Source organism: Woeseia oceani (assembly GCF_001677435.1).
In the GTDB taxonomy this organism is placed as follows: domain Bacteria; phylum Pseudomonadota; class Gammaproteobacteria; order Steroidobacterales; family Woeseiaceae; genus Woeseia; species Woeseia oceani.
Map to the genome: position 1 here is coordinate 832,259 of NZ_CP016268.1, position 21,848 is coordinate 854,106.

At 59.7% G+C, this 21,848-nt stretch carries 21 protein-coding genes; 11 read left to right on the plus strand and 10 right to left on the minus strand.

Translation table 11 applies throughout. The annotated features are described in order from the left end of the window. Positions 1–88: 88 nt before the first annotated feature. Positions 89–2,257 carry a TonB-dependent receptor plug domain-containing protein gene (locus tag BA177_RS03625; protein ID WP_156762678.1) on the minus strand — a complete coding sequence of 723 codons (2,169 nt, stop codon included), beginning with the start codon at positions 2,255–2,257 and terminating at the stop codon, positions 89–91. A 684-nt stretch (positions 2,258–2,941) separates the two neighbouring features. Between BA177_RS03625 and BA177_RS03635 the strand changes: the two genes are divergently transcribed. Continuing rightward, positions 2,942–5,686, plus strand: coding sequence for a TonB-dependent receptor plug domain-containing protein (locus tag BA177_RS03635; RefSeq protein ID WP_197493309.1), 2,745 nt, complete (start codon positions 2,942–2,944; stop codon positions 5,684–5,686). 165 nt (positions 5,687–5,851) lie between these two features. Here the strand turns inward: BA177_RS03635 and BA177_RS03640 are convergent, their stop codons facing one another. Both BA177_RS03640 and BA177_RS03645 read right to left on the minus strand, forming a co-directional pair. Further along, positions 5,852–6,793 (minus strand): alpha/beta fold hydrolase, encoded by a 942-nt coding sequence (locus BA177_RS03640; protein WP_082989837.1) that lies wholly within the window; start codon positions 6,791–6,793, stop codon positions 5,852–5,854. Further along, positions 6,786–7,232 (minus strand): potassium channel family protein, encoded by a 447-nt coding sequence (locus tag BA177_RS03645; protein ID WP_068612957.1) that lies wholly within the window; start codon positions 7,230–7,232, stop codon positions 6,786–6,788. The genes BA177_RS03640 and BA177_RS03645 overlap by 8 nt, the downstream gene beginning before the upstream one ends. A gap of 167 nt (positions 7,233–7,399) precedes the next feature. Here BA177_RS03645 and BA177_RS03650 point away from each other — a divergent pair, with 167 nt between their 5' ends. Next, positions 7,400–8,029 carry a glutathione S-transferase family protein gene (locus BA177_RS03650; RefSeq protein ID WP_082989838.1) on the plus strand — a complete coding sequence of 210 codons (630 nt, stop codon included), beginning with the start codon at positions 7,400–7,402 and terminating at the stop codon, positions 8,027–8,029. Positions 8,030–8,053: 24 nt separating this feature from the next. On the opposite strand, the gene BA177_RS03655 is transcribed toward BA177_RS03650, so the two are convergent. Continuing rightward, positions 8,054–8,515, minus strand: coding sequence for a hypothetical protein (locus BA177_RS03655; RefSeq protein ID WP_156762680.1), 462 nt, complete (start codon positions 8,513–8,515; stop codon positions 8,054–8,056). 61 nt (positions 8,516–8,576) lie between these two features. Here BA177_RS03655 and ctlX point away from each other — a divergent pair, with 61 nt between their 5' ends. The 4 genes from ctlX to BA177_RS03675 all read left to right on the plus strand — a co-directional run bounded on the left by ctlX (position 8,577) and on the right by BA177_RS03675 (position 12,983). Beyond that, the gene (gene ctlX / locus BA177_RS03660) at positions 8,577–9,518 is read left to right on the plus strand and encodes a citrulline utilization hydrolase CtlX (protein WP_068612963.1); all 942 of its coding nucleotides are present in this window, start codon (positions 8,577–8,579) and stop codon (positions 9,516–9,518) included. Between the two features lie 332 nt (positions 9,519–9,850). Continuing rightward, a complete protein-coding gene (locus BA177_RS03665; protein ID WP_068612966.1) occupies positions 9,851–11,662 on the plus strand; it encodes a M61 family metallopeptidase in 1,812 nt (603 codons plus the stop codon). 36 nt (positions 11,663–11,698) lie between these two features. Next, positions 11,699–12,163 carry a GNAT family N-acetyltransferase gene (locus BA177_RS03670; protein ID WP_068618856.1) on the plus strand — a complete coding sequence of 155 codons (465 nt, stop codon included), beginning with the start codon at positions 11,699–11,701 and terminating at the stop codon, positions 12,161–12,163. A gap of 37 nt (positions 12,164–12,200) precedes the next feature. Beyond that, positions 12,201–12,983, plus strand: a complete 783-nt coding sequence (locus BA177_RS03675; RefSeq protein WP_068612968.1) for an SDR family oxidoreductase — start codon at positions 12,201–12,203, stop codon at positions 12,981–12,983. A 2-nt stretch (positions 12,984–12,985) separates the two neighbouring features. Here BA177_RS03675 and arsB read toward each other — a convergent pair whose 3' ends face one another. From arsB to BA177_RS03695, 4 genes are all read right to left on the minus strand, one after another. After that, positions 12,986–14,053, minus strand: coding sequence for an ACR3 family arsenite efflux transporter (gene arsB / locus BA177_RS03680; protein WP_068612971.1), 1,068 nt, complete (start codon positions 14,051–14,053; stop codon positions 12,986–12,988). A 2-nt stretch (positions 14,054–14,055) separates the two neighbouring features. Next, complete coding sequence (locus tag BA177_RS03685) at positions 14,056–14,466, minus strand: arsenate reductase ArsC (RefSeq protein ID WP_068612974.1); 411 nt, start codon at positions 14,464–14,466, stop codon at positions 14,056–14,058. Next, positions 14,463–14,792, minus strand: a complete 330-nt coding sequence (locus BA177_RS03690; protein ID WP_068612977.1) for an ArsR/SmtB family transcription factor — start codon at positions 14,790–14,792, stop codon at positions 14,463–14,465. Before BA177_RS03690 ends, BA177_RS03685 begins: the two co-directional genes overlap by 4 nt. A gap of 206 nt (positions 14,793–14,998) precedes the next feature. Then, the gene (locus BA177_RS03695) at positions 14,999–15,892 is read right to left on the minus strand and encodes a diacylglycerol/lipid kinase family protein (protein ID WP_197493310.1); all 894 of its coding nucleotides are present in this window, start codon (positions 15,890–15,892) and stop codon (positions 14,999–15,001) included. Positions 15,893–15,930: 38 nt separating this feature from the next. On the opposite strand from BA177_RS03695, the gene plsY reads away from it, so the two are divergent. From plsY to BA177_RS03715, 4 genes are read left to right on the plus strand one after another with little or no spacing between them, the layout of a single operon-like run. Then, a complete protein-coding gene (gene plsY, locus BA177_RS03700; protein WP_197493311.1) occupies positions 15,931–16,617 on the plus strand; it encodes a glycerol-3-phosphate 1-O-acyltransferase PlsY in 687 nt (228 codons plus the stop codon). Between the two features lie 12 nt (positions 16,618–16,629). Next, entirely contained in the window at positions 16,630–17,445 is an 816-nt protein-coding gene (locus tag BA177_RS03705; RefSeq protein WP_068612986.1) for a biotin--[acetyl-CoA-carboxylase] ligase, read from the plus strand. Beyond that, on the plus strand, positions 17,442–18,212 hold the full coding sequence (locus BA177_RS03710) for a type III pantothenate kinase (RefSeq protein ID WP_068612989.1): 771 nt from the start codon (positions 17,442–17,444) through the stop codon (positions 18,210–18,212). Before BA177_RS03705 ends, BA177_RS03710 begins: the two co-directional genes overlap by 4 nt. After that, positions 18,209–18,895 (plus strand): SPOR domain-containing protein, encoded by a 687-nt coding sequence (locus BA177_RS03715; RefSeq protein ID WP_068612993.1) that lies wholly within the window; start codon positions 18,209–18,211, stop codon positions 18,893–18,895. Before BA177_RS03710 ends, BA177_RS03715 begins: the two co-directional genes overlap by 4 nt. Positions 18,896–18,916: 21 nt before the next feature. Here BA177_RS03715 and BA177_RS03720 read toward each other — a convergent pair whose 3' ends face one another. After that, positions 18,917–19,303 carry a zinc ribbon domain-containing protein gene (locus tag BA177_RS03720; RefSeq protein WP_068612996.1) on the minus strand — a complete coding sequence of 129 codons (387 nt, stop codon included), beginning with the start codon at positions 19,301–19,303 and terminating at the stop codon, positions 18,917–18,919. Positions 19,304–19,337: 34 nt separating this feature from the next. Next, positions 19,338–19,616, minus strand: a complete 279-nt coding sequence (locus BA177_RS03725; protein ID WP_068612998.1) for a hypothetical protein — start codon at positions 19,614–19,616, stop codon at positions 19,338–19,340. A gap of 148 nt (positions 19,617–19,764) precedes the next feature. Here BA177_RS03725 and BA177_RS03730 point away from each other — a divergent pair, with 148 nt between their 5' ends. Beyond that, positions 19,765–21,807 carry a tetratricopeptide repeat protein gene (locus tag BA177_RS03730; RefSeq protein WP_068613000.1) on the plus strand — a complete coding sequence of 681 codons (2,043 nt, stop codon included), beginning with the start codon at positions 19,765–19,767 and terminating at the stop codon, positions 21,805–21,807. Positions 21,808–21,848 lie beyond the last annotated feature (41 nt).

The window sequence follows — 21,848 nt, forward strand, 5'->3', positions numbered from 1 at the left end:
GATTGATTTCCGGTCAGGCAAAAAAAAGGCAGCCCGATGGCTGCCTTTTTTTGTGTTCTGCTGGTCTTTTCGAGCCGCACCGGGTTGCTCAAAACTGTCCGCGCAATCCCACTATGTGTTCGCGGCGGTAGTATTGGTCGCGGACTTCGCGGCGCAGCAAAATGCCATCGGCCACGTTACCGTCGTAGCGCTCCCGGAACCGGCGACCGTGGCCGTCGAATACGAGGCGGGTGTCGAACCAGAGCACGATGCGATCTGTCAATCGGTATTGCATGTTCACGCTGGTGCGGGGGTTTACGGACTGCGAAGATTCGCGGTAGTTGATGTCGTTCGCGTAACGCTTGCCGTTCCAGTCGACTTCAATGTTGTAATTGAAGCGCAAGCTCGGTAGGTCGTGACGGAAATTGATTCCATACTGGGTTTTGTTCCGGTAGCTCATTTTTCGTTTATCGCCCGTAAACGGGTCCGTCGCTTCGCTGTCGCGGACGGTAAAATTGGCATCCAGCACCGCACCCTCCAGACCGATGGTTGCGAGGCGGAAGCTGCCTTTCAGCGTCAGCCCCATAACCATGGCATCGCCAATGTTGCCGGCCGCTGAAGTGCTGTCTGTTACCGGGATATTGTCGATGTGGTCTTCAATGTCCCGATAGAACAGCTGCGCTTCCAGAACTCCGGTGTCATTTGTCAGGCGACGTTCGTACGCGAGTTGGTAACGCCATGATTTTTCTGGCTCCAGGTCCGGATTTCCGGCGGCGACCTGAACGTCGTCGCTGTTGAAATTGGCGACGAAGTCGCTGAAGTTGAGCTGGCTGATCGTCCGTTCGGCTGAGCCACGGAGCTGATTCGAATCGTCGATGTCCCAGCGCAGGTCAAAGCGCGGCTTCACGTAGGTAAATGCTCGAGAGGTATCTACGTCCTGGCCTTCCTGAGAGATTTTCGAGTGCTCCACGTTCAGGGCGCTTTCCAGCGCCATGGTGTCACTGAACTGCCAGAAGTGGGTGCTGAAGAACTCAAAGCGGTCTTCATTAACGTCGGAGTCCGCATTGAACAGGGTTACCGGTGTCAACGTGCCGTCATTCCCGACTGCGAACAACGCGACATCCGTTTCCAGTGTGTTTCTTGCGCCCTCGGCACCCAGCTCCACGTTTTGACCGTTGCGCAGCGTCCAGCTGTAGGAGCTGCGAATAATGGTCTCGGTCCGTACCGAGTCGGTCTCAACCAGCGACTGTGCCGGCACGTTACCGGGGTCGGTGGAGGTCTGCGCGATGCGCTCACCTTCCTGTTCGTCTTCAAGCGCGTAGATAAGCCGGGTTTTCAGCACGCCGCGGCCGATTTCCTGTTCCAGATCGCCGCCGAGCTCCCACTCCAGCGCCTGCTCGGTCGACGTGTTTTCCAGCGTGTTGGTGTCCGCAACGCCGACGACGAACACCTGCGTGGTTTCGTTCTTGAATTCGTCGCGATCAGCGATGCGGCCATTCAGGTTAAGCATATCGCCGTTTGCGAAGCTCCAGCCAACGGAGCTGTTCAACACCAGCGCTTCTTTGAGTTCGGGCTCGTTGATTTCGCGGCGCTCGGTCAGTACCCCGCTATCCGGCGTGAAGTATTCTTCGTAGCGGTCTACATCGTTGCCGCGGTTGTACGGTCCCAGTTCGGCGCTGACCAGGTAATTCAGGCGACCCGCCGAGTTGCTGTAGGAGATCAGGCCATCGAGCTCGGTGTCGTTGCCGTAAAAGCCGGAATGGAGCTGCCAGGAGCCGGCCCCTCCGGAAATTTCTTCGCTAAGGACCACATTTATCAACGTGCCTTCGCTGCGCACGTCGAGGCCGGGACTGGTGCCGCGAATCAGTTCCACGCGTGATACCAGGTTGGCCTGGATGCGTTGCATGGCACTGCCGATGTCATTGGACTTGCCCGAAAGGCGCTTGCCATTGATCAGGATCTGGTCGCCACCGGAGCCGAAACCGCGTTTGTCTTTTTTGTTGTTATTGCCCCCGTTTCTGGGCAGGAGCTCCGCACCACCCGGCACCCAGCGCAACATGTCAGCGGCAGTAACTGCCTGATAAGCCTCGAAATACTGGGATTCGTAAGTCACCTTGCTGCCGTCTTCGGAGGTCCAGACACCGGCGGCTATGACGGTGCGCTCCGGGTCGGCCATGAGGATGGCCGAGTCACCTTCAGCCTGTGCCGTGCCCGGGTGGATCATTATCAGCCCAAATACGAGGGCCAGCAGGCCGCAAAAGTTACGCTTTAACGCCACAAATACACCTTACAAATCAATCATCAACACGAGGAACGGCTAGCCAGACTGGCTGTCGGGTCGCAAGGCTCGCATAACCATTGGTTTGAAAACAGTGTTTTATCTGTAACCGGTTAACTGCGTCACAAACTGGTCGATTGCACGTAGCCCGGGGGGGGAACTGGCGGCCAGCAACGGCTGCAGCCAAGAGCCGGCGTTGCGTGTTCGGGGTGTGCGGTCGCAAGGCGGGTGTGGCGCTCCCGAGACAACCGGCCAGTCCGGGCAAGAATCCAACGGATGGTGGCAACACGCCTCGGCAGACCCGGGCAAGCAGTATCGGGACGACGATAAAAACAATGTTGCGTGTTTGCCACGGTGGTCGGAAATTGCCATTTAGGGCGCATATGAATGGCGAAACTAAAGGATTTTACGGTAACTGTATTATTGTTGCCGTTCAGCCACAGGAGATTCCGGCTGAAACTAAAAAAAAGCTTCTAGCGGCATGTCGAATGCTGTATTTTCAGTCGGGAGAATGCTTCAATCACCTGGTCGCTGTCTGTTCCACTGCAAGGTGTTGCAAGAAAGCGATCAACATAATGCAGCTTCAATATTTGGGGGAGAATGCACATGCGGAATTTACCTAAGTCCCTTCGGTGGCTTATGTCTGCCTCTGCTATAGCACTGGTCGCACCGGGAATGTCTACAGTGTCGTTGGCGCAGCAGAATCGAGCCGACGAGCCGATTGAGGAAATCATTACAACGGGGACCCGCCGTGCTCAGCGCAGCGCGGCCGATTCCTCTGTGCCTATTGACGTAGTCAGCGGCCAGGAATTAGAGAACATGGGCACGACCGACCTCGACGACATGCTTCGCAATACGGTGCCGTCTTACAACGTCACTAGGCAGGCAATCTCCGATGCGGCCACCTTGGTACGCCCGGCGACTTTGCGCGGTTTGCCACCGGATAACTCGCTGGTGCTGGTTAACGGTAAGCGCCGCCACCGTTCCGGTGTTATCGCTGAACTGGGTGGCTCACTCGCCGCCGGTTCACAGGGCGCTGACATCTCTGCCATCCCGGCTCTCGCTATCAAACAGACGGAAATACTGCGAGATGGTGCAGCCGCACAGTACGGTTCTGATGCTATTGCCGGTGTAATGAACTTCGTACTGCGTGACGACCGCGATGGCGTGACCGTGGAAGCGCGTACCGGCGAATACATGGAGGGCGACGGTACTCTGTTTCAGCTTTCCGGTAACGCCGGTTTTCCGCTTGGCGATGACGGTTTTATCAACATCACCGGCCAATGGATGGAACAGGACGAGACCGTTCGCAGCTTGCAGCGGACTGACGCAACCAACCTGATAGCGGCAGGCAACACTGCCGTCCGGCAACCCTATACTCAGCTCTGGGGCGGACCGGAGTACCGGGATAACTACAACGTCTTTATCAATATGGGTATTCAGTTAACACCATCGCAGGAACTGTACGCGTTCGGTAACGTCGGTGGCCGGGAGACGGAAGGCGATTTCTTCTACCGCAATCCGAACGACCGCGGCGGCGTTTACACTGCCGGTTTCGGTGGTGAGACTTATCGCGCAATTGTCGACACCAATGTCGAGCGTGGTATGCAGAACTACGTGTCGAACTGTCCCGCGCTGGTCAGCCCTGGCTCCGGTGGCAGTGGCCCGCTGAACCAGGCAGCGGTCGATGCAGACAATGCCGCTCTGGCTGCTTTGCCTGCCAATTGCTGGGTTGTGAATCAGGAAATGCCGGGCGGTTACACGCCGCGTTTTGGCGGTACGCTCGAAGATACGTCGATTGTCGGCGGTATTCGCGGCGAGTTCGAGAATGGCATGTCCTACGATTTCAGTGGCAGCTACGGCCGAAACTCCGTCAGTTTTTTCCTGAATAACACCTGGAACCCGTCAAACGGTCCGGATGGCTTTGTCAACGGAGCGCTGCAGCGTGACTTTAACGTGGGCACGTACACGCAATCCGAGACCAACTTCAATGTGGACTTTGTAATGCCGATTAAGGTCGATGCTTTCGCATCGGACCTGAGCTTCGCATTCGGTGCGGAGTATCGCGACGAGGTTTTTGCGGTTCGTATCGGTGAAGAAGCCTCCTGGCAGGACGGTCGTTTCGCCTACAACAGCGGCGTAGGTACCAATTGCTACGGAGACGGCGTTAACTGCCAGGTCAATGGCGACGGCGATCCGATTCCATTGGCGGACCTCAGTGTTGGTGCGCACGGTTTTGCGGGCTTTAGCCCGAATCAGGCCGGTGAGTTCGGTCGTTCCAACGTTGCCATGTACGGTGAACTGGAAGCTGATATCGTACAAAACTTTACGCTGGCGCTGGCTTTGCGCTTCGAAGACTTCGAAGATTTCGGTGATACGACCAACGGCAAGATTTCTGCACGCTGGGCGCTGACCGATACGTTTGCAGTCCGCGGTTCAGCCAGTACCGGTTTCCGTGCACCGACGCCAGGTCAGTCGAACGTCACTAAGGTGTCGAGTACGGTAACTGACGGTGAACTGTTGCAACGCGGCCAGATTCCGCCGACCAACCAGATCGCTCAGTTCCTCGGTGCCGAGGCATTGCAGCCGGAAGATGCAACGAACTTCTCGGCCGGCATGGTCTGGGAGATCAGCGACACCCTGAATCTTACGGTCGATATATTCCAGATCGAGCTGGAAGACCGTATCGCTCAGACCGGTACCATTGACATCACCTCGACACCGATTCCGGCCGGTGCAAGTTGCCCGAATACGCAAGCCCTGCCGGTTGGGAACGAGTCGCGGAACCTTGCTCGCTGTCTTGAGGAAATCGGGGTTCCGGGTGCGTCTAGCCTGAGTGCCGTGTCGTTTTACACCAATGACTTTGCCACTACTACAACGGGTGTCGATCTTGTCGCAACGTACAATACGGACTTCGGCAATGCTGGCAACGGGTCGTTAACAGCTGCCTGGAACTACACTAAGACGGAAGTTGATAGTGCTGGTTCGGAGGTTTCACGCAATCGAGTTGTAGATCTTGAGCACTTTAATCCGCGAAATCGCGGTATCTTTACCTACAATCATTTTGTTGGTAACTGGCGTCTGCTCGCACGCGCGAGTTTTTATGACGATTGGGTCAGCTCAAGCTTCTCGAGCGATCCGACGCCACGAGGGCCGAATGGTACCAATTACACGTTGGACTGCAACAAGGCTAACTTCAACGATCACTGCAATGATTCGCAGTGGATCTTTGATGTTGAAGCTGGGTACACATTTAGCGACACGTGGTCTGCCATAGTTGGCGTCCAGAATCTGGCTGACGAAATGGGACCGCTTGATCAGGATAACTTCGACGGCAGCATTACATCGGGTAACAAGTACGACACCGGAACGCCATACGGCTTCGACGGTGGCTTCTGGTACTTCCGTCTGCGGGCGGACTTCGACTAAGCCGCAAGGCTGCTCACGCTTGAATCGGGCGTGAGGTTCGAATAAATGGCGCTTTCCTTCGGGTAAGCGCCATTTTTCGTGCTGTTGTCTGCTGGACCAGCGCTGGTTGTTCCGGCGGCAGTTGCGTGTCGTAAACCACTGCGGGCTATGCCGCTAGTTGTTGAGTCAGGCTGTCGACTGATCTATCCAGTCGATGACGAAACGCGTGAATTCGTCACGATTGGTTTCATTGAGCATCTCGTGGCGGGCGTCGTCGAAAAGGTTCAGTGTTACGTTCTCATGCCCTGTGTGGGTCCAACGCGCGGCGAGTCTTGCCATTCCGCGCCGGCCACCGACCGGGTCGTTGCTGCCACCGGTAATCAGTACCGGCAAGTCTGCAGGTACGGATCTGAGCGCCCGGGTTGTACCGATTTCCAGCAATCCGCCGATGAGGTCGAGCCAGAGTTGCGCGCTGGGAACTGCGCCGCAGTGCGGATCGGCCAGGTAACGATCGACCTCCCGGGTGTCGCGAGACAACCAGTCGAACGCCGTGCGCGCCGGTTCAAAGCGTTGGTTAAACGCGCCGAATGCCTGCTTGTTCAGCAGGGGACTGCGGTGTTTTTTGTCGTGCCGTTTGCTTTCCAGCCAGGCGGCGAATTGGCCAAGGCGCAATTGCAGGCGCGGTGCGTATGTCGAGCCTGACAGGACTAATGCGTCCACAGCGCCCGGGTGCCGCATGACAAACGACTGGGCGATATAACTGCCCATGCTGTGACCCAGCATGGCGAGCGGCCGGTCCTCAAACTCTTTGCGTACAGCCGCGTTGACGACTCTTACGTCAGCAATGACCTTGTCCCAGCCTGCGTCGTCGGCGAAGTGTCCAAGTGCCTCCGCCGTGCAGGCGACACCGTGTCCACGGTGATCGTGGGCGACAACCGTGAGGTTGCGGGCGGTACATGCGGCGGCAAATCGTTCATAGCGTGCGGCGTGTTCGGACAGGCCATGCACTACCTGCACCAGTCCTCGAGGTGCCGCGAGGGGTCGCCAGAGGTTTACCGAAATAAGCTGTCCGTCGTCGGCTGGCAGCGTTTGTTGTTCATGCGTGGCGCCCGTTGCCGGATCAGTCACGGCCGAAGTCCCAGGACTTTTGCATCACCAGAAAGGTAAACGAGGCAGACCAGGTGATGAAGGTCAGGCCGGCAATGGCCTCGGTTCCGGTCATGAAGCGAATTGCGCCGGTAGGGACAATGTCGCCGAAGCCCAGCGTCGTAAATACGGACGCGGAATAGTATACGCAGTCCAGTAGCGACATGGCTCCCGTGCCGGTAAGCGTGCCATTCTCGCCAAATGACAGCAGCAGGAAGTAGCTGCTGCCGAAGATCCATATCTCTGCAATGTGCAGCGTCAGCAAGCTGAGAATCAATGTGACGATTCGTGAGCGGTGCCGGTCGTTGGGCAACGGTACCCGTTTGCTGATGATGCGCAGCGTTTCGTAGTGCAGCACGACACAGGCGACAACCGCGGCGGCAGTGACCAATGCGGTGATCCAATAGCCGGATGAGATCATCAAACCTTCTGCTCCGAGCGATGCGTTGCATGCGGTAGTGAATGGCAAGCATACTCAAAAAGACGTATGGGTGTCGCGTTGACGCAGGTTCGGCCGCAAGCGCTTCGTAGCACTATCGTTTGTTGGCAAATGCCTGGCTCTTACTCCCGTTCGAAAAGGACTCGATCATGCAACTACTCGACTGTACCCGTGCACCCAACCCGCGCCGCGTGCGCATATTTATGGCCGAGAAAGGTATCGAGTTGCCACGCCGCGAAATCGATCTCAGCGCCGGGGAGCAGTTCAGTGAAGCGTTTCGCCGTATAAACCCGGAATGCGCGGTGCCGGTGCTCGAACTCGATGATGGCAGCGCTATTTGTGAGGTGCTCGCAATCTGCGACTATCTGGAGTCACAGTTCCCGGGCCAGGCGCTGCTGGGCGAGAACGCCCGGCAGCGCGCGGAGGTGCTGATGTGGAACTCGCGGCTGGAATTCAACGGTCTGCTGGCGGTCGCCGAATACATTCGGAATACGCTGAAGGGTTTCAAGGACCGGGCCATTTCCGGCGCGCAGAACTACCCGCAGATTCCCGAGCTTGCCGAACGCGGCCGGTTACGCGCTATCGCGTATTTCCAGCGTCTCGATGCGCATCTGGACGGACGCGAGTTCATCGCGACAGAGCGTTACACGCTCGCCGATATTTCGGCACAGGTCGCTGTTGATTTCGCACGCTGGCTGAAACTCGATCTCACCGCAGACTGCGCAAACTTACGACGCTGGCACGAGGCCGTTTCTGCGCGCCCGAGCGCCAGCGCCTAGGTTGTCTGCGTATTGCTCCCGCGACTAGCGGATGGCGCGTAACGAGCGAAACCCGAGTACCAGGAGCAGCAGCAGTTTGCTCAGTTCCAGTACCGCGTAGGTGCCGTGTGCGTACGACGCGGCCGGCTCGATACCGCTGACGATCATATGACTGCGCTCGGCAAGTATGGGTAGCAGCCAGATCGATTGGGCGAGCACGATCATCGCCAACCCACCGGCCAATGCCCACAGCGAGCGCGCCAGCGCCGAGCTTCTGACGAGTATCAATACCAGTATCAGCGCCACCAGTTCGGCTTTGTTAAGTGCGGCGAATACGACCCGGCCAACGTCCAGCGCCGCAATCCGGCTGAGTTCCGGGGCGGTGAATTTGACCGGGGCTTCCAGCAGCGAAATGCCTGCCGTCATGCCAAACCAGACGAAACACAACCAGCCCGGATTGCGCAGCAAGCGCAGATAGGGCTTCAGCCGGTCCTTCATTAGGCGCATAATTCTTTGCTTCCCCGTACGCAGTTGTTCGGGCGATGGCCCAAACGGCAGATGAAACCATATGACCTCAAGCGCTGAATCACAACTCGCCAATGCCGTGCTGATGATTCGGCCCGTGCGCTTTTTCAGTAATCCGCTGACGGCAGCGTCCAACCGCTTTCAGGGCAAGACCTCGCTAACCGCCGACGAACAGCAGTCCGCGGCATTGGCCGAGTTCAACGGGCTCGCGGCTGCACTTGAACGGGCCGGTGTCGATGTCGTCGTTGTCGATGACACGGCAGAGCCGCCGACGCCGGACGCCGTGTTTCCGAACAACTGGATCAGTACCCATGCCGATGGCACGGTCGTGCTCTACCCGATGGAGGCCGAGAACCGCCGTACCGAGCGTCGTCAGGACATCATCGACGGGCTGGCACAGCAACACGGTTTTCACGTTCGTCGGGTGATCGATCTGTCGCCGCATGAAGAACGCGGCCACTATCTGGAAGGAACCGGCAGCCTGGTGCTGGACCGGGTGAACCGGCTGGCGTATGCCTGCCTGTCGTCACGTACCCACCTCGACGTGCTTGGCGATTTCGCGCAACAGCTTGATTACGATGTGCTTGCCTTCGACGCCGTCGATAGCAACGGCGCGGCGATTTATCACACCAATGTGCTCATGAACGTCGGCGAGACGCTCGCCGTGATTTGCCTGCAGGCGATACGCGACGCTGCACAACGCGAGGCTGTGCAGAAAAGTCTCATTGATTCCGGGCACGCTCTGGTCGATCTCAGCTATGAACAGCTCGAGTCATTCGCTGGCAACATGCTGGAGTTGCGGGCGAAAGACGGGGGACGGGTACTGGCCATGTCAGCGCAGGCACATCAGTCCCTGACCGATGCGCAACGGGCAGCGATCGAGGCGGTTGCCACAATAGTCAGCGCACCCATTGACCGCATAGAAGCATCGGCCGGTGGCAGTGTGCGCTGCATGCTGGCCGAACTGCATCTGCCACGCGGTTAACAATACGGCACGGACCGGGTTTCAATGCCGGTAGCCGGTCGCTGTTACGCATCCGTTTTGCTGCAGCCATCGGCGGCCCGCAGCAATCGGGGCAAGACCAACTCATTGATCCTTGCGACAGCCTGATCGCTCCAGGCGTGGTCGGCCTGTCGGCTCGATTCTTACTGGCGACACTTTCTCACTCGTCTGTTTGTCGAGATGCAAAAACAACGCAACTCTGATCAACACTAGGTTTCGGTTGACGGTTGCGTAGCTGGCGTTCGTGACGGTTACGTCTTACTCTTTCCGCAGTTACAAATCCGATGTACCTGAACCAGCCTAAGAGCCCGTCTATGTCCGCCCCCCACTGCTACACAATTACACCCGTTAACCCGGGTGCGCACTTGTTTGAAGTCGTCCTGACGATCGCGGAGCCGGACCCCGCCGGACAGGAGATTGCCATTCCCGCCTGGATACCCGGCAGTTACATGATTCGCGATTACGCGAAGCACGTGGTTTCGATCAAGGCGGAAGCGGACGGCGAGGCGGTGGAGTTGCTGGCACTCGACAAGAGTCGCTGGCAGGCAGCACCGGTTGCAACCCGCCTGATAATTACCGCCGAGATTTTCGCCTTCGATCCCAGCGTGCGCGGCGCACACCTGGATACAACCCATGCCTACTTCAACGGGCCTTGCGTGTTCGCGGCCGTTGTCGGTCAGGAGGAGCGGGAGTGCATCGTCGATATCTGTCCGCCGCCGGCACCGGTTGGCAAAGACTGGCGCGTAGCCACGTCCATGCAAAGAGAGGGCGCGGAGGTCTACGGTTTCGGCACTTACAAGGCGAGCAATTACGACGAGTTGATTGATCACCCGGTTGAGATCGGCGACCTGCAGATCGGGGAATTCGCCGCTCGCGGTATTCCGCATGCGATCGCGATACGCGGCAACGCGCGCGTCGACATGGCTCGTCTGTGTCACGACCTTGAGACGGTGTGTTCGCAGCACCTCGATTTTCTCGGTGCACCGGCTGGCTTTGATCGTTACCTGTTCTTGTTACACGTCGTGAACGATGGCTACGGCGGGCTGGAGCATCGCTGGTCGTCCAGCCTGGTTTGCGCGCGCAGCGATCTGCCGAAGCGCTGCGACGCTACGGTATCCAGCGGTTATCGACGCTTTCTCGGCTTGTGCAGTCACGAGTACTTCCACTTGTGGAACGTGAAGCGCTTGCGTCCCGCCGCGTTTATCCCGTTCGATTTGCAGAACGAAACCTACACCGGTCTGATGTGGGTGTTCGAGGGCATTACCTCGTACTACGACGATCTCGCGCTCGTGCGTTCCGGTCTGATCACGCCCGAGAGTTATCTCGAGCTGCTCGGCCAGAACATCACCCGGATTCAGCGCACGCAGGGCCGGTTCCGGCAAAGCGTCGAGGAGTCGAGTTTTTATGCCTGGACCAAGTTCTACAAGCAGGACGCGAACGCGAGTAACGCCATCATCAGCTACTACGCGAAAGGTGCGTTGGTCGCGCTTGCTCTGGATTTACAGCTGCGGCATGGCACGGATGGCAAAGTTACGCTGGATGACGTTTTGCAGGAATGCTGGCAGCGTTATGCCGTGCTGGACGTGGGCATGCCCGAGCGCGGGCTGGAATCCGTTGCCGCGGAATTATCCGGCATGGAGCTGGGTGATTTCTTCGAGCGCTATGTGCGCGGGACGGCAGACCTGCCCATTGCCGCTCTGCTTAAAGAAGTCGGCGTTGCATTGCACTGGCGAGCGGCGGAAGGCGGCAGCGATGCCGGCGGCAAAGCCCCGGCCGGCAAACAGGCGCTGTCCTGGCTGGGAGCCAAACTTGTGGATGCAGCCGGCAGCAGCGTGTTCCGGATAGTGCACGCGGGCAGCCCGGCGGAGAAAGCCGGTATAGCGCCTGACGACGAAGCCGTGGCGTTCGATCACGTGCGCCTGACCGCCAGCAATCTCGATCAGCACCTTCGCGAGCATCTTCCCGGCGACCAGGTGGCGGTGACCGTGTATCGACGTGATGAACTGCTGGAGCTTAAAGTGAAGCTGGAGGCAGCCCCGGAAGACACGGCCTACCTGACGTTCGACAACGACATTGCCGATTCAGTGCAAACGACGCGTCGTTCCTGGTTGGGGCAGTCAGGCTGAGCGCTTGTTAGCAGCTTGAAGAGGCAGGTGCATGCCGTGCCCGGGCCATTGAATCACCGTTCCCGTGAGGTGGCGGAAGACATTCATCGGGTCTTTCAGGCGGCTTACCGAATTGAGGCAGAGCTGATCGGGGTCACCGATTTCCCGCCGCTGGAACGTGAGCCGGAACAAATTCGTACTGCGCCCACTTGCTTTCTCGGCTGTTGGTCGGGAACAGAGCTTGCCGCCGTTATGGAATACGAATGTAACGGTATGCACCTGAGTATCGACAGTCTGGTTGTGCATCCGCATTATTTCCGACAAGGCCTGGCCAGCAACTTGTTGCGGTCACGGCTGGCACTGGCCGACTGGCAAACGGCCAACGTTGAGACAGCCGCGAAGAACGACCCCGCTATCGCGCTGTACGAGAGGTTCGGCTTCTCGGTGTCGGCGCGCTGGGCAACGAAAGCAGGGATCGACAAAGTTCGTTTGTCGCTGGCTCGCGCGAACAACGACCGATAGCAGACCAACAACAGGCAAGTTACTTCAAAGGCAGATCATGGGCAGACTAACCGGCAAGACAGCATTGGTAACCGGCGCGGCGCGCGGTATTGGTGAGGCGATCGCTCGTGCGTTTGTGCAGGAAGGGGCATCGGTCGTGCTGAGCGATATCGACAATGACACCGGCGTGAAACTCGCGGCAGATCTTGGCGCGGAGTATCAGTCGCTGGACGTACGGCAAGAAGCCGACTGGGCGCGCGTGATTGGCGGGATGGAACGACTCGATATCCTCGTCAACAATGCCGGCATCACGGGCTTCGAAGCCGGTTGGGTCAGCCACGACCCGGAGCACGCGTCACTGGATGACTGGCATGCCGTGCACCGGACAAACCTGGATGGTGTGTTTCTTGGCTGCAAATACGCGATCAAAGCGATGCGTGCGGCAGGTGCGGGCTCCATCATCAATATTTCGTCACGTTCGGGCCTGGTGGGTATACCGGCAGCCAGCGCGTACGCCTCGTCCAAGGCCGCCGTCCGCAATCACACCAAAACCGTTGCGCTGTACTGCGCGGAACAAGGGCTTAATATCCGCTGCAACTCCATACACCCGGCAGCCATACAGACGCCGATGTGGGAGCCGATGCTGGGCGCTGGCCCGGAGCGTGCCGAACGTATGGCGGCGTTCGTGAAAGACACGCCGCTGCAGCGTTTTGGCGAGCCGTCTGAAGTGGCGGCGATTGCGGTGCTGCTCGCGTCCGACGAAGCGGCGTACATGACCGGCACAGAGCTCAACATCGATGGTGGCATTCTGGCCGGTTCAGCGGCCGCGCCGGGCAAGTAAGCCTATCCCCGTTCGTACCACTGTTTGGAATCGTTCACGACCCGCACGACCAGCAGCATGATCGGCACCTCGATCAATACGCCGACGACGGTGGCCAGGGCGGCACCCGATTCGAATCCAAACAGGCTGATGGCGACCGCGACCGCCAGCTCAAAAAAGTTACTCGCCCCGATCAGCGCCGACGGGCAGGCAATATTGTGTCTTTCGCCGACCAGGCGATTCAGCCAATAGGCCAGGCCGGAATTCAGCAGGACCTGGATCAGAATGGGCACGGCCAGCAGCGCAATGATCAATGGCTGCTGGATAATGGCATTGCCCTGAAACGCAAACAGCAGCACGAGCATGGCGAGCAAGGCAACGGTTGACCACGGCCCAATGCGTTCCATGGTGGCATCAAGATGCGCCTGCCCATTACGTAGCAGCCGTCGGCGCCAGGCTTGGGCGATGAACAACGGCACAACGATGTACAGGACAACCGAGGTCAGCAAGGTATCCCACGGCACGGATATCGCCGAGATGCCGAGTAACAAGCCAACGATGGGTGCAAACGCGAACACCATGATGGTGTCGTTCAGCGCGACCTGCGAAAGCGTAAAGAGCGGATCTCCTTTGCTGAGCCGGCTCCAGACAAAGACCATGGCCGTGCAGGGCGCGGCCGCCAGCAGGATCAGGCCGGCGATGTAACTGTCGATCTGGTCGGCGGGCAAATACGGCGCGAACAGGTGCCGAATGAACAACCAGCCAAGCAGCGCCATCGAGAACGGCTTTACGAGCCAGTTGATGAACAACGTAACGCCAATGCCGCGCACGTGCTGACGCACTTCGTGCAACGCGGTGAAGTCCACCTTCACCAGCATGGGAATGATCATTACCCAGATCAGCAGGCCTACCGGTATGTTGACGTTCGCGAACTCAACTGTACCGAGAGTACGGAACACACCCGGCAACACCTGCCCGGCGCCAATGCCGATGACGATGCAGGCAAATACCCAGACGGTCAGGTACCGCTCGAAAAAACTAATGGCTGATTGCTCGTCGCCGATGGTTTGCACTTCTTGTTGCGCTGACATGCTTACTCCTGTGCCTGCAACGCGTTCTGGATGGCGGGCAGAAGTTTGCTCTTAATGTCATCGCGCACCGCAACGAAACTCTCCAGCGGTTCACCGTGCGGATCGTGCAGGGGGAAATGCAGGCGCGGGATGTCGCCGGGGAAAACAGGGCAGGACTCTTTCGCGTTGTCGCACACGGTAACGACGAGATCGATGTCCTCGTGCAGCACCGCATCAATGTCTTTCGGGTGCAGGGTGTCGGTTTCGAGCCCGGCGAGCCGCAAGGCTTCGATGGCACCGTCAGCCACCTTGGGTTGCGGTTGGGTACCGGCGGAGATCGCGCGCACTTTGCCGCGCCACTGGTTATTGATGAGCGCTTCGGCCATTTGCGAGCGGCACGAGTTGCCCGTGCACAAGACGAGGACTGTTTTCATAATGTTTTTCGTTTTTTCTTGGTGAGGCTGGGCAGGCACTGTTCGCCTTCACAGCAGTTGCTGGTGAGGAACGCGATCAGCTTGTCCATCGTGCTGAAGTTCGCGGAATAGTGGATGAAACGACTCTCGCGCTGTCCCTGAATCAGGCCGACGCGGCTCAGGTGCGCGAGATGAAACGACAGTGTTGCCGGCGCGGTACCCAGTTTCTCGCCGATGGCGCTGGCATTCATGCCTTCGGGCCCGGCTTCCACCAGCAGGCGAAAAATAGTGAGCCTGGATTCGTGGCCCAGCGCTGCCAGCAGTTCGGCGGTTTCTAAGGTTTCCATAATTCGAGTATTATCGAAATGACAGGCGCGCAGAATAGACAGGTGCCCGCCCGCCGTCAAGGCCGGCGGTGCCGGAATAGCCCGCACGGAGCAGAGGAAAACATCGCGGTCAGGCACTCCGGCCGGAAATACCGCCGGTTCAGCCGTTCTCTGGCTGCGGCCGTGCCCGGGAAAGTGCCGCCGTCCGTGGTGCTGCGCGCACCGCGCTAGATCAGGTTCAGCGCACCGGGCAACAAGTCGATCTCGAAGTCCGTTTGCGGCGGCAGGTTTTCGCCGTCGAGGTGCGCGGGCACGGCTGAGGACGCGTGCACGTGACAGCTCGTGATCGGAACATGATGAACCTCGGCTTCACGCATGTGCTCGCCTTTGAGGAGTGTGGGTACCAGTCGCAGGATGCGCCGGCGTGACAGTGCTTCCGCGTACACGAGGTCCAGCAAGCCATCGTTGATCCTGGCCATCGGAGCAATCGGAAACATGCCGCCTACCCACTGACCGTTGCTGAAGTTCGCGAGCGTGAACCGGCCCTCTATGCACTGATCATCAAAAGTGATTTTCATGTGCGGCGTCGCCACGCCCGATATCAGCCCGCGCATGACCGCGAGCAAATAGACGAGGTCGCCAATCGGCAGCCGGATCGACGCAGCTATCGCCGAGACCTTGGCATCGAAGCCGATGCCCGCACCGTTCGCGAAGTAGCGGCCGTTGAGCCGACCGACATCCACTGTCCGCGTTGGGGTTTCACCCGAAAGGCGATCCGCCAGCAACTCGGCCGCGTCATTGGCGTGTTCGGGTATGGCATTGGCTTTGGCGAAGTCATTGCCGGTGCCGAGCGGGATCACGCCGAGCGCGGTTTTGCTGTCGCAGGCGAGGAGGCCATTGACCGCTTCGTGAATGCTGCCATCGCCGCCGGCCACGATGACGGCACGGTGACCCGCCTCGGCCAGTTGCCGTACCCGCTTTTCAATGTGGCCAGGTGCGGTGCTCGACTCCATCGTGACCGGTACGCCAAGCCGTTTGAGCTCGTCATGCACCGATGCCATCTGGCGGACGGCACGGCCGCGCCCGGCAACAGGATTAAAGATGAGCGGGACAGACGGCATCGGCATTTGGTCCGGTAATGATCCGGGCGGATGCTACAATGCGCGCAGCCCCGCCACCATACCGTTTTGTACTCATGCTCGAACTTGGACTGAAAATACTTCTTAGTTACCTGCTGGGCTCCCTGATGGGGTCGATGATCATGGGTCGTCTCGTCGGCGGCGTTGATATCCGCACGATGGGCAGCGGCAATGCGGGCGGCACCAATGCCCTGCGTACCCAGGGCTGGATGTTCGCCCTCGGAGTCGTGGCCATCGATGTGGGCAAGGGCATGATCGCTACCGGCGTCATTCCCGGCCTTAACCTGCCGTTCGCGGCAGAAGATCCCGAGATTTCACGCCTCTGGCTCATGATCGCCTGCGCGACGGCCTCGGTGGTTGGGCACGTCTGGCCGGTCTGGCACGGTTTCCGTGGCGGCAAAGGCGCCGCGACGCTGATGGGTACGCTCGCCGTGCTCGCGCCGTGGCTGCTCTTCCCCATTATTCTTATCTGGGCGTGGGTGCTGGTGCTGTTCGGCTATGTCGGCTTGGCAACGATGGTGGCCAGCGTGTCCGCGCCGCTCGCCGTCGCCCTGATGCGCCTGCCGCACGATCAGCCGCTCTTTATCTATTGCGCGGTGCTGTCGCTGTACATTATTTTCAGTCATCGTTCCAACATTCAACGGATGCGGGCGGGTACCGAACACCGCAACGACCGCCTTATGCTGTTCAAGAAAAACCGGGGCTAGACTGTGCCAGGAATGCTCGACGCGGACCTGATCTACCGTGCACTCAGCGAGACCAGCCGCAGCGGCCTCGACAGCTTCGATGTGCTCGACGTCGTGCCCTCAACCAACACCTGGCTCATGCAACAGGACACGCACGAACGCGGCCGCTTCCGCGTCGTGCTGGCCGAGCACCAGACCAACGGCCGTGGTCGCCAGAACAAGCGCTGGGTATCGCCGCCGCGCGCCGGCATCAGCCTGTCCATCGCTTATACGTTCAACCGCAACCCCGGCAATCTGTCCTGCGTCACGCTGGCGGCCGGCGTCGGTGTCGCCAACGCCTTGCAATCGTTCGGCCTCAACACCGTCAAACTGAAATGGCCCAATGACATCTATGTCGGTGGTGCCAAACTGGGTGGCATCCTCACCGACGCGCAAACCGCACCCGGCAGCCGTATCACGATGATTTTGGGCGTGGGCATCAATGTCGATATCGGCACAGTCAGCAACACGGACGAGTACGCCAACATCGACTACACCATCACGGACTTACAAAGCCACGTGATGCAGCAGTTGAACCGTTCGAAGGTGGCGGGAACGGTCATCGACCAACTGATAAGCACCGTGCTGCGTTTCGAGGAAGAGGGCCTGGCGCCGTTCCGGGCCGACTGGAACAAGTACGACTGGCTCAGATCCAAACAAATCGACGTGACCATGCCGGATTGCCAGCTGAGCGGCGCCGCTGACGGTATTGACAGCAATGGCGCGCTGCGGGTCATGACGGAGCACGGTCTGCGACGCGTTTACACCGGCTCCATTACCGTGCGGGGCGCCCGGGAGACGGAGGCGTGAGTGAACGCCGTGTGTTGTTGTTCGACATCGGTAACACGCGTCTGAAATGGGGTCTTGCACACGGGACCGGTTTGCGTCGCACCGGCAGCATTTCGCACGAGAAGCTGGCCGATGCCGGCTTTGCGGCCCTGACAACGCGCCTTCCGGAAGGTGTCGAAACCGTTCTGGCGAGCAACGTGGCAGGCGCCAGTTTCGCCACCCGGCTGTCCGGCATTATCGGCCTGCATTATTCGCTGGACGTCCACTTTGCGCGCAGTACGGCAAGTGCCTACGGCGTCACCAACAGTTACAAGCAGCCTCGCCGTATGGGTGTCGATCGCTGGGTGGCAATGATTGGCGCGCACCGTATGTACAACACCGCACTGTGCGTTGTTGATGCGGGTACGGCGGTAACCATCGATGCACTGGACAAGAACGGCCAGCATCTCGGCGGACAGATACTGCCGGGCTTCAGCCTGATGACCTCGGCATTGAACAGCGATACCAGCGATTTACCGGCCGTCAAACGTGCGCCACGAAAAGCGGATGATGATTTACACGCCTTCGCCAGCAGCACCGGCAGTGCGATTTACAACGGCTCGCTGGCGGCCGTTTGCGGCGCCATCGAACGCGCGTTGCGCAGTTTGCGCTCGGCGGGTTACCGGCCGAAGCTGGTGTTGACCGGCGGAGATGCGACGCGCATTCTGGATGAATTGGACGGGGCCGCTGAACACTGCCCCAATCTTGTGTTGCAAGGGCTCGCGATCATGGCGCAGGACATACAATGAGAAACCTGCTGTTGCTGTTGTTGCTGGCGAACGTGCTGTACTTCATGTGGGGCAAGTTTGTTGCTTCGCCGGATAGCACCGGCGTTGCGCTGGTCACTGAAAGCAAGCTCGGCCCGAAGCTGCAACTGGCCGATGCCAAGAGCATTGAAACCGCTGTCGAGAATGCCGAACAAACGGTCGTTGCCCGGCCCTCGGAAATCGAAGCGCATTTCGGCCGTTCCTGCGTAACCATCGGCCCGTTGCGTGAGAGCAGCGAAGCGGACGGCGCGCTCGCGGACATCGAAGACGAAGGCTTGCAGGGCACGGTGCGCGCCACCCAGGGCGAGGTGTTCGTGGGCCACTGGGTACAGGTGCGCGACATTCCGGACCGTGCCACCGCCAACGAGATGCTGCGCAAACTGCAGGACGGCGGTCTCGGTGAGGCCTACATCGTCGAAACACCCGAAGAGGGCGTCAAGATTTCCCTGGGGCTGTTCGGTGATCTGTCCGGTGCAGAACGCATCGAGTTGCAAGCCAAGTCGATGGACCTGCCCGCCGAGATCACCAACCGCATGCGAAATGCGACGGTGTTCTACGTGGACATTGGCTTGCCACCCGGACGCGGTGCCACCACCCTCATCGAACGCTACGGCGAAGACCGCGTGCTGCTGCGCGATGCCGCCACCTGTCCGCGCAGCGATTAGCCAGCACCCGCTACAGCCGAACTAGTACACGCTGGTTTTCTGGAACCACACCGCGCCCGTCAGCAACCGGTAGACGGACACCACAATGGGTATGGCGCAGAGCAACCATACGATCGCGCCAACGACCGGTCCCATCATGCTGGCAACGACGGCGAGAATGATCGGCATCGTGATGCCGTACCAGATCGTTTCCATGCGCCCGTAAATTCGTCCCCGGTTGTGGATGTAACCCTTTTGCGCATGGCAATTGGGGCAGTGCGTCGCGCCGAGGTTCATGACTTCGCGACAGAACGGACACTGCTCCTGATCGTCGCGGATAACCCGCGGCATGGGCGCGCCGCACTTCGGGCAACTGGCGGCGGAATCCGATACCTGGTTGTCACAGTCTTTGCATTTAACAAGTGCCATAGTTTTCTCCTTCGGTAGTGCTGTTCAACCGGCCTTACGGTGCGTTGCGAACCAGTGCGAGCCCCATCGGTCCGCGCAGCTCGTTGTCGTGAATATCCAGAACGACCGTGCCCTGCGGACTGCTGACCAGCACCTGCTCGCCGTCCACCCGGTAGCGCGCGGCCACCGTGGTGCCGAGCACCGTGATGCGCAGCTGGCCGTCGTCCAGGAATTCGTAGGTGCTGAGGCCGGTTTCCTCGGTCCAGACCCCGGCAATGTCCGGCTCGCAGGCAGCCAGCAGGAGGAGCATCGGGCAGAGCAGCAGTGCGCGCATGATCGGGTCCTCAGGAAAGCAGTGACCACCGTGCGCCGGATGGCAAAGTTGTGCATCCGCAGTTAACGGCAGATTGCGGCAGTTAGCGGATCAATTGAGCTGTGCTATAACCTTGGCTCCATTTTGTGCCGCCCGGAGCCCGCGAAACTTGCACGAACCGCCGAACAAACAGCGACGACGCGGCGTACAGGCCTCGCGTGTTCGCTTGACCAAAGCGCTGGCCGATGCCGGCTTGCGAACGCAGGCGGCACTGGCCGAGCGAATTGCCGATAAAGAAGATCTCGACAGCCCGCCGCGTGATGCGGTTAGCCGTGCATTTCGCGAGTTGCCTGTTGAGCTGACGACGCTGGAACGCATCGCCCGCGCACTCGATGTTGAAGTGCACACCTTGTACCTCACTGCCGATGAAGTGCCCGACGCCCGGCCAGAGCCGCGCGCGGATGCGGCAGCAAACGGGCCGCGAGCCGCGGCAGAAGACGATGACGACGAACCAAAGCCACGGGAAATGGATGGCCTGACGATGCTGTTCGCGTTGGTCATCGTCGTACTGCTGGCGGCGTACTGGCTGTATGACCGCTGGCAACCGCAGGCCGGTGATCAGCCATTAACGGGCGTATCGGCACCGCTGCTGGATCTCGGTACGGCCAAACTCGTGGTGCAGTTCATCGAGGGTGATGACAATGGCCGTCTCGCTGCGGCCATACGTTCACGCCTGGCTGAGCATTTCTCAGTAGCCTCGCCAACAGCCGCTGCGTTGACCTCCAACCTCGCCACCAATGAAACGGCGGAGACCTTGCGCACAGATGGGGTGGTGGAAGGCGAGTTGGTTACCGTTGGTCGCCTGAGTGCTGTGCGCGTCTATTTGTACGCGGCGGGTCAGCGTCACCAGGTGTGGGCGGAGAGTTTTCCGGCGGTGGCGTTTGCTGATCAGGTTGACGGTATTGCAACGAACGTAAGCAACGCAGTACTGCGCGCAACCGGTCAGGCGTCAGTCAATACGCCACGGCATTTTCCACTGGTGCCGGTGCAGAACGATTACCTCGAAGGCGAGTACCACCTGGACAGGCCTTCCAGCGAGCTGAACATCAAGCGCGCCCAAAGCCGCTTTGAAGCAGCACTGCGCCAGGATGCCAACTACGCACGCGCACACGCGGGGCTCTGCCAGACACTGCTGGAAGAACACTGGATGGCGAGCGAAGAACGCGCGTTACAGGATGCGGCCCGAGCGTGCGGACAAGCGTTGCAACTGGACGCCGACGACCCGGTAGTGGCCACCGCACACGCGCACTTCCTGCGGCGCACCGGACGCAACGACGAAGCCATGCAGTTGTATGCCGAGATTATTGAACGCGCGCCGAAGGATTCGGCGGCGTACTACGGCTACGCGAACAGCCTGTTGGCCGAGTGGCGGGAAAGCAGTGACGAAGCTGTTATGGAACAAGCAAAGGCAATGGCGAGTAAGGCCGCGGAAGTTGACCCGCAGGTGTGGAAGCCGCTGTTCGCACTGGCAACGATGTACTGGTTCGACGGCGATGTTGAGCAGGCCATTGCCATCAGCGAGAAGGCAAGGGCGCGCGACGAGAACGAATACGTGCTGGCGAACCTCGGCAGTTTCTACTTGTGCGACGGCGCGTTTGAGAAAGCACTGGAGGCCTACCGGGTAGCGCAACAACTCGCGCCGGAATCCTACGTGGGCGATGAGTTCATCGGGCTTACGCATTACTACCTCGGCGACTACGAACAATCCGCCGAGCTGCGGCAACGCGCGATCAACAAGGTGGCAACGGGCGAGCCGGAGATTCACGAAATGTGGGGCAGCCTCGCTGACTCGCAACGCATGGCCGGCAATACGGAGGCGGCGATAGCGGCCTACCGCCGCGCGGCAGAGATCGCCGAGCGCGATTACCTGCGCGGCACCCAACCCGCCGCCGACCAGGCCGCCCGCGCGTGGTACTACACCGCACTGGCCTCACTGGAGCCGGGCAGCGTACCGGCCGCGATAGCGCACAGCATCGACGATGACCTGGACCGGATTGAGGCCGAAGTGACGGAAGCCTCGGCCCACCGCCGCATGGCCCAGACCTTCATGCTGCGCGGCGAAACCGACAAGGCCAAAGCGGCCATCGACCGCGCAGCCACCGTCTGCCAGGGCTACCGGCAGATGCCGGATCTGGCGGGGTTGCGGGACTAATGCGGGGTAGCGGGGCTGTTCGGCCCTGCCGGATGGCGATT

Excerpts from the sequence above, each read along its gene's own strand:
- BA177_RS03695 (WP_197493310.1), bottom strand. The coding sequence starts at position 15,892 with ATGCCGTCTGTCCCGCTCATCTTTAATCCTGTTGCCGGGCGCGGCCGT.
- BA177_RS03715 (WP_068612993.1), top strand. The coding sequence starts at position 18,209 with ATGAGAAACCTGCTGTTGCTGTTGTTGCTGGCGAACGTGCTGTACTTC.
- plsY (WP_197493311.1), top strand. The coding sequence starts at position 15,931 with ATGCGCGCAGCCCCGCCACCATACCGTTTTGTACTCATGCTCGAACTT.
- ctlX (WP_068612963.1), top strand. The coding sequence starts at position 8,577 with ATGACCTCAAGCGCTGAATCACAACTCGCCAATGCCGTGCTGATGATT.
- BA177_RS03665 (WP_068612966.1), top strand. The coding sequence starts at position 9,851 with ATGTCCGCCCCCCACTGCTACACAATTACACCCGTTAACCCGGGTGCG.
- BA177_RS03725 (WP_068612998.1), bottom strand. The coding sequence starts at position 19,616 with ATGCGCGCACTGCTGCTCTGCCCGATGCTCCTCCTGCTGGCTGCCTGC.
- BA177_RS03650 (WP_082989838.1), top strand. The coding sequence starts at position 7,400 with ATGCAACTACTCGACTGTACCCGTGCACCCAACCCGCGCCGCGTGCGC.
- BA177_RS03655 (WP_156762680.1), bottom strand. The coding sequence starts at position 8,515 with ATGCGCCTAATGAAGGACCGGCTGAAGCCCTATCTGCGCTTGCTGCGC.
- BA177_RS03675 (WP_068612968.1), top strand. The coding sequence starts at position 12,201 with ATGGGCAGACTAACCGGCAAGACAGCATTGGTAACCGGCGCGGCGCGC.
- BA177_RS03705 (WP_068612986.1), top strand. The coding sequence starts at position 16,630 with ATGCTCGACGCGGACCTGATCTACCGTGCACTCAGCGAGACCAGCCGC.
- BA177_RS03690 (WP_068612977.1), bottom strand. The coding sequence starts at position 14,792 with ATGGAAACCTTAGAAACCGCCGAACTGCTGGCAGCGCTGGGCCACGAA.
- BA177_RS03645 (WP_068612957.1), bottom strand. The coding sequence starts at position 7,232 with ATGATCTCATCCGGCTATTGGATCACCGCATTGGTCACTGCCGCCGCG.
- arsB (WP_068612971.1), bottom strand. The coding sequence starts at position 14,053 with ATGTCAGCGCAACAAGAAGTGCAAACCATCGGCGACGAGCAATCAGCC.
- BA177_RS03720 (WP_068612996.1), bottom strand. The coding sequence starts at position 19,303 with ATGGCACTTGTTAAATGCAAAGACTGTGACAACCAGGTATCGGATTCC.
- BA177_RS03685 (WP_068612974.1), bottom strand. The coding sequence starts at position 14,466 with ATGAAAACAGTCCTCGTCTTGTGCACGGGCAACTCGTGCCGCTCGCAA.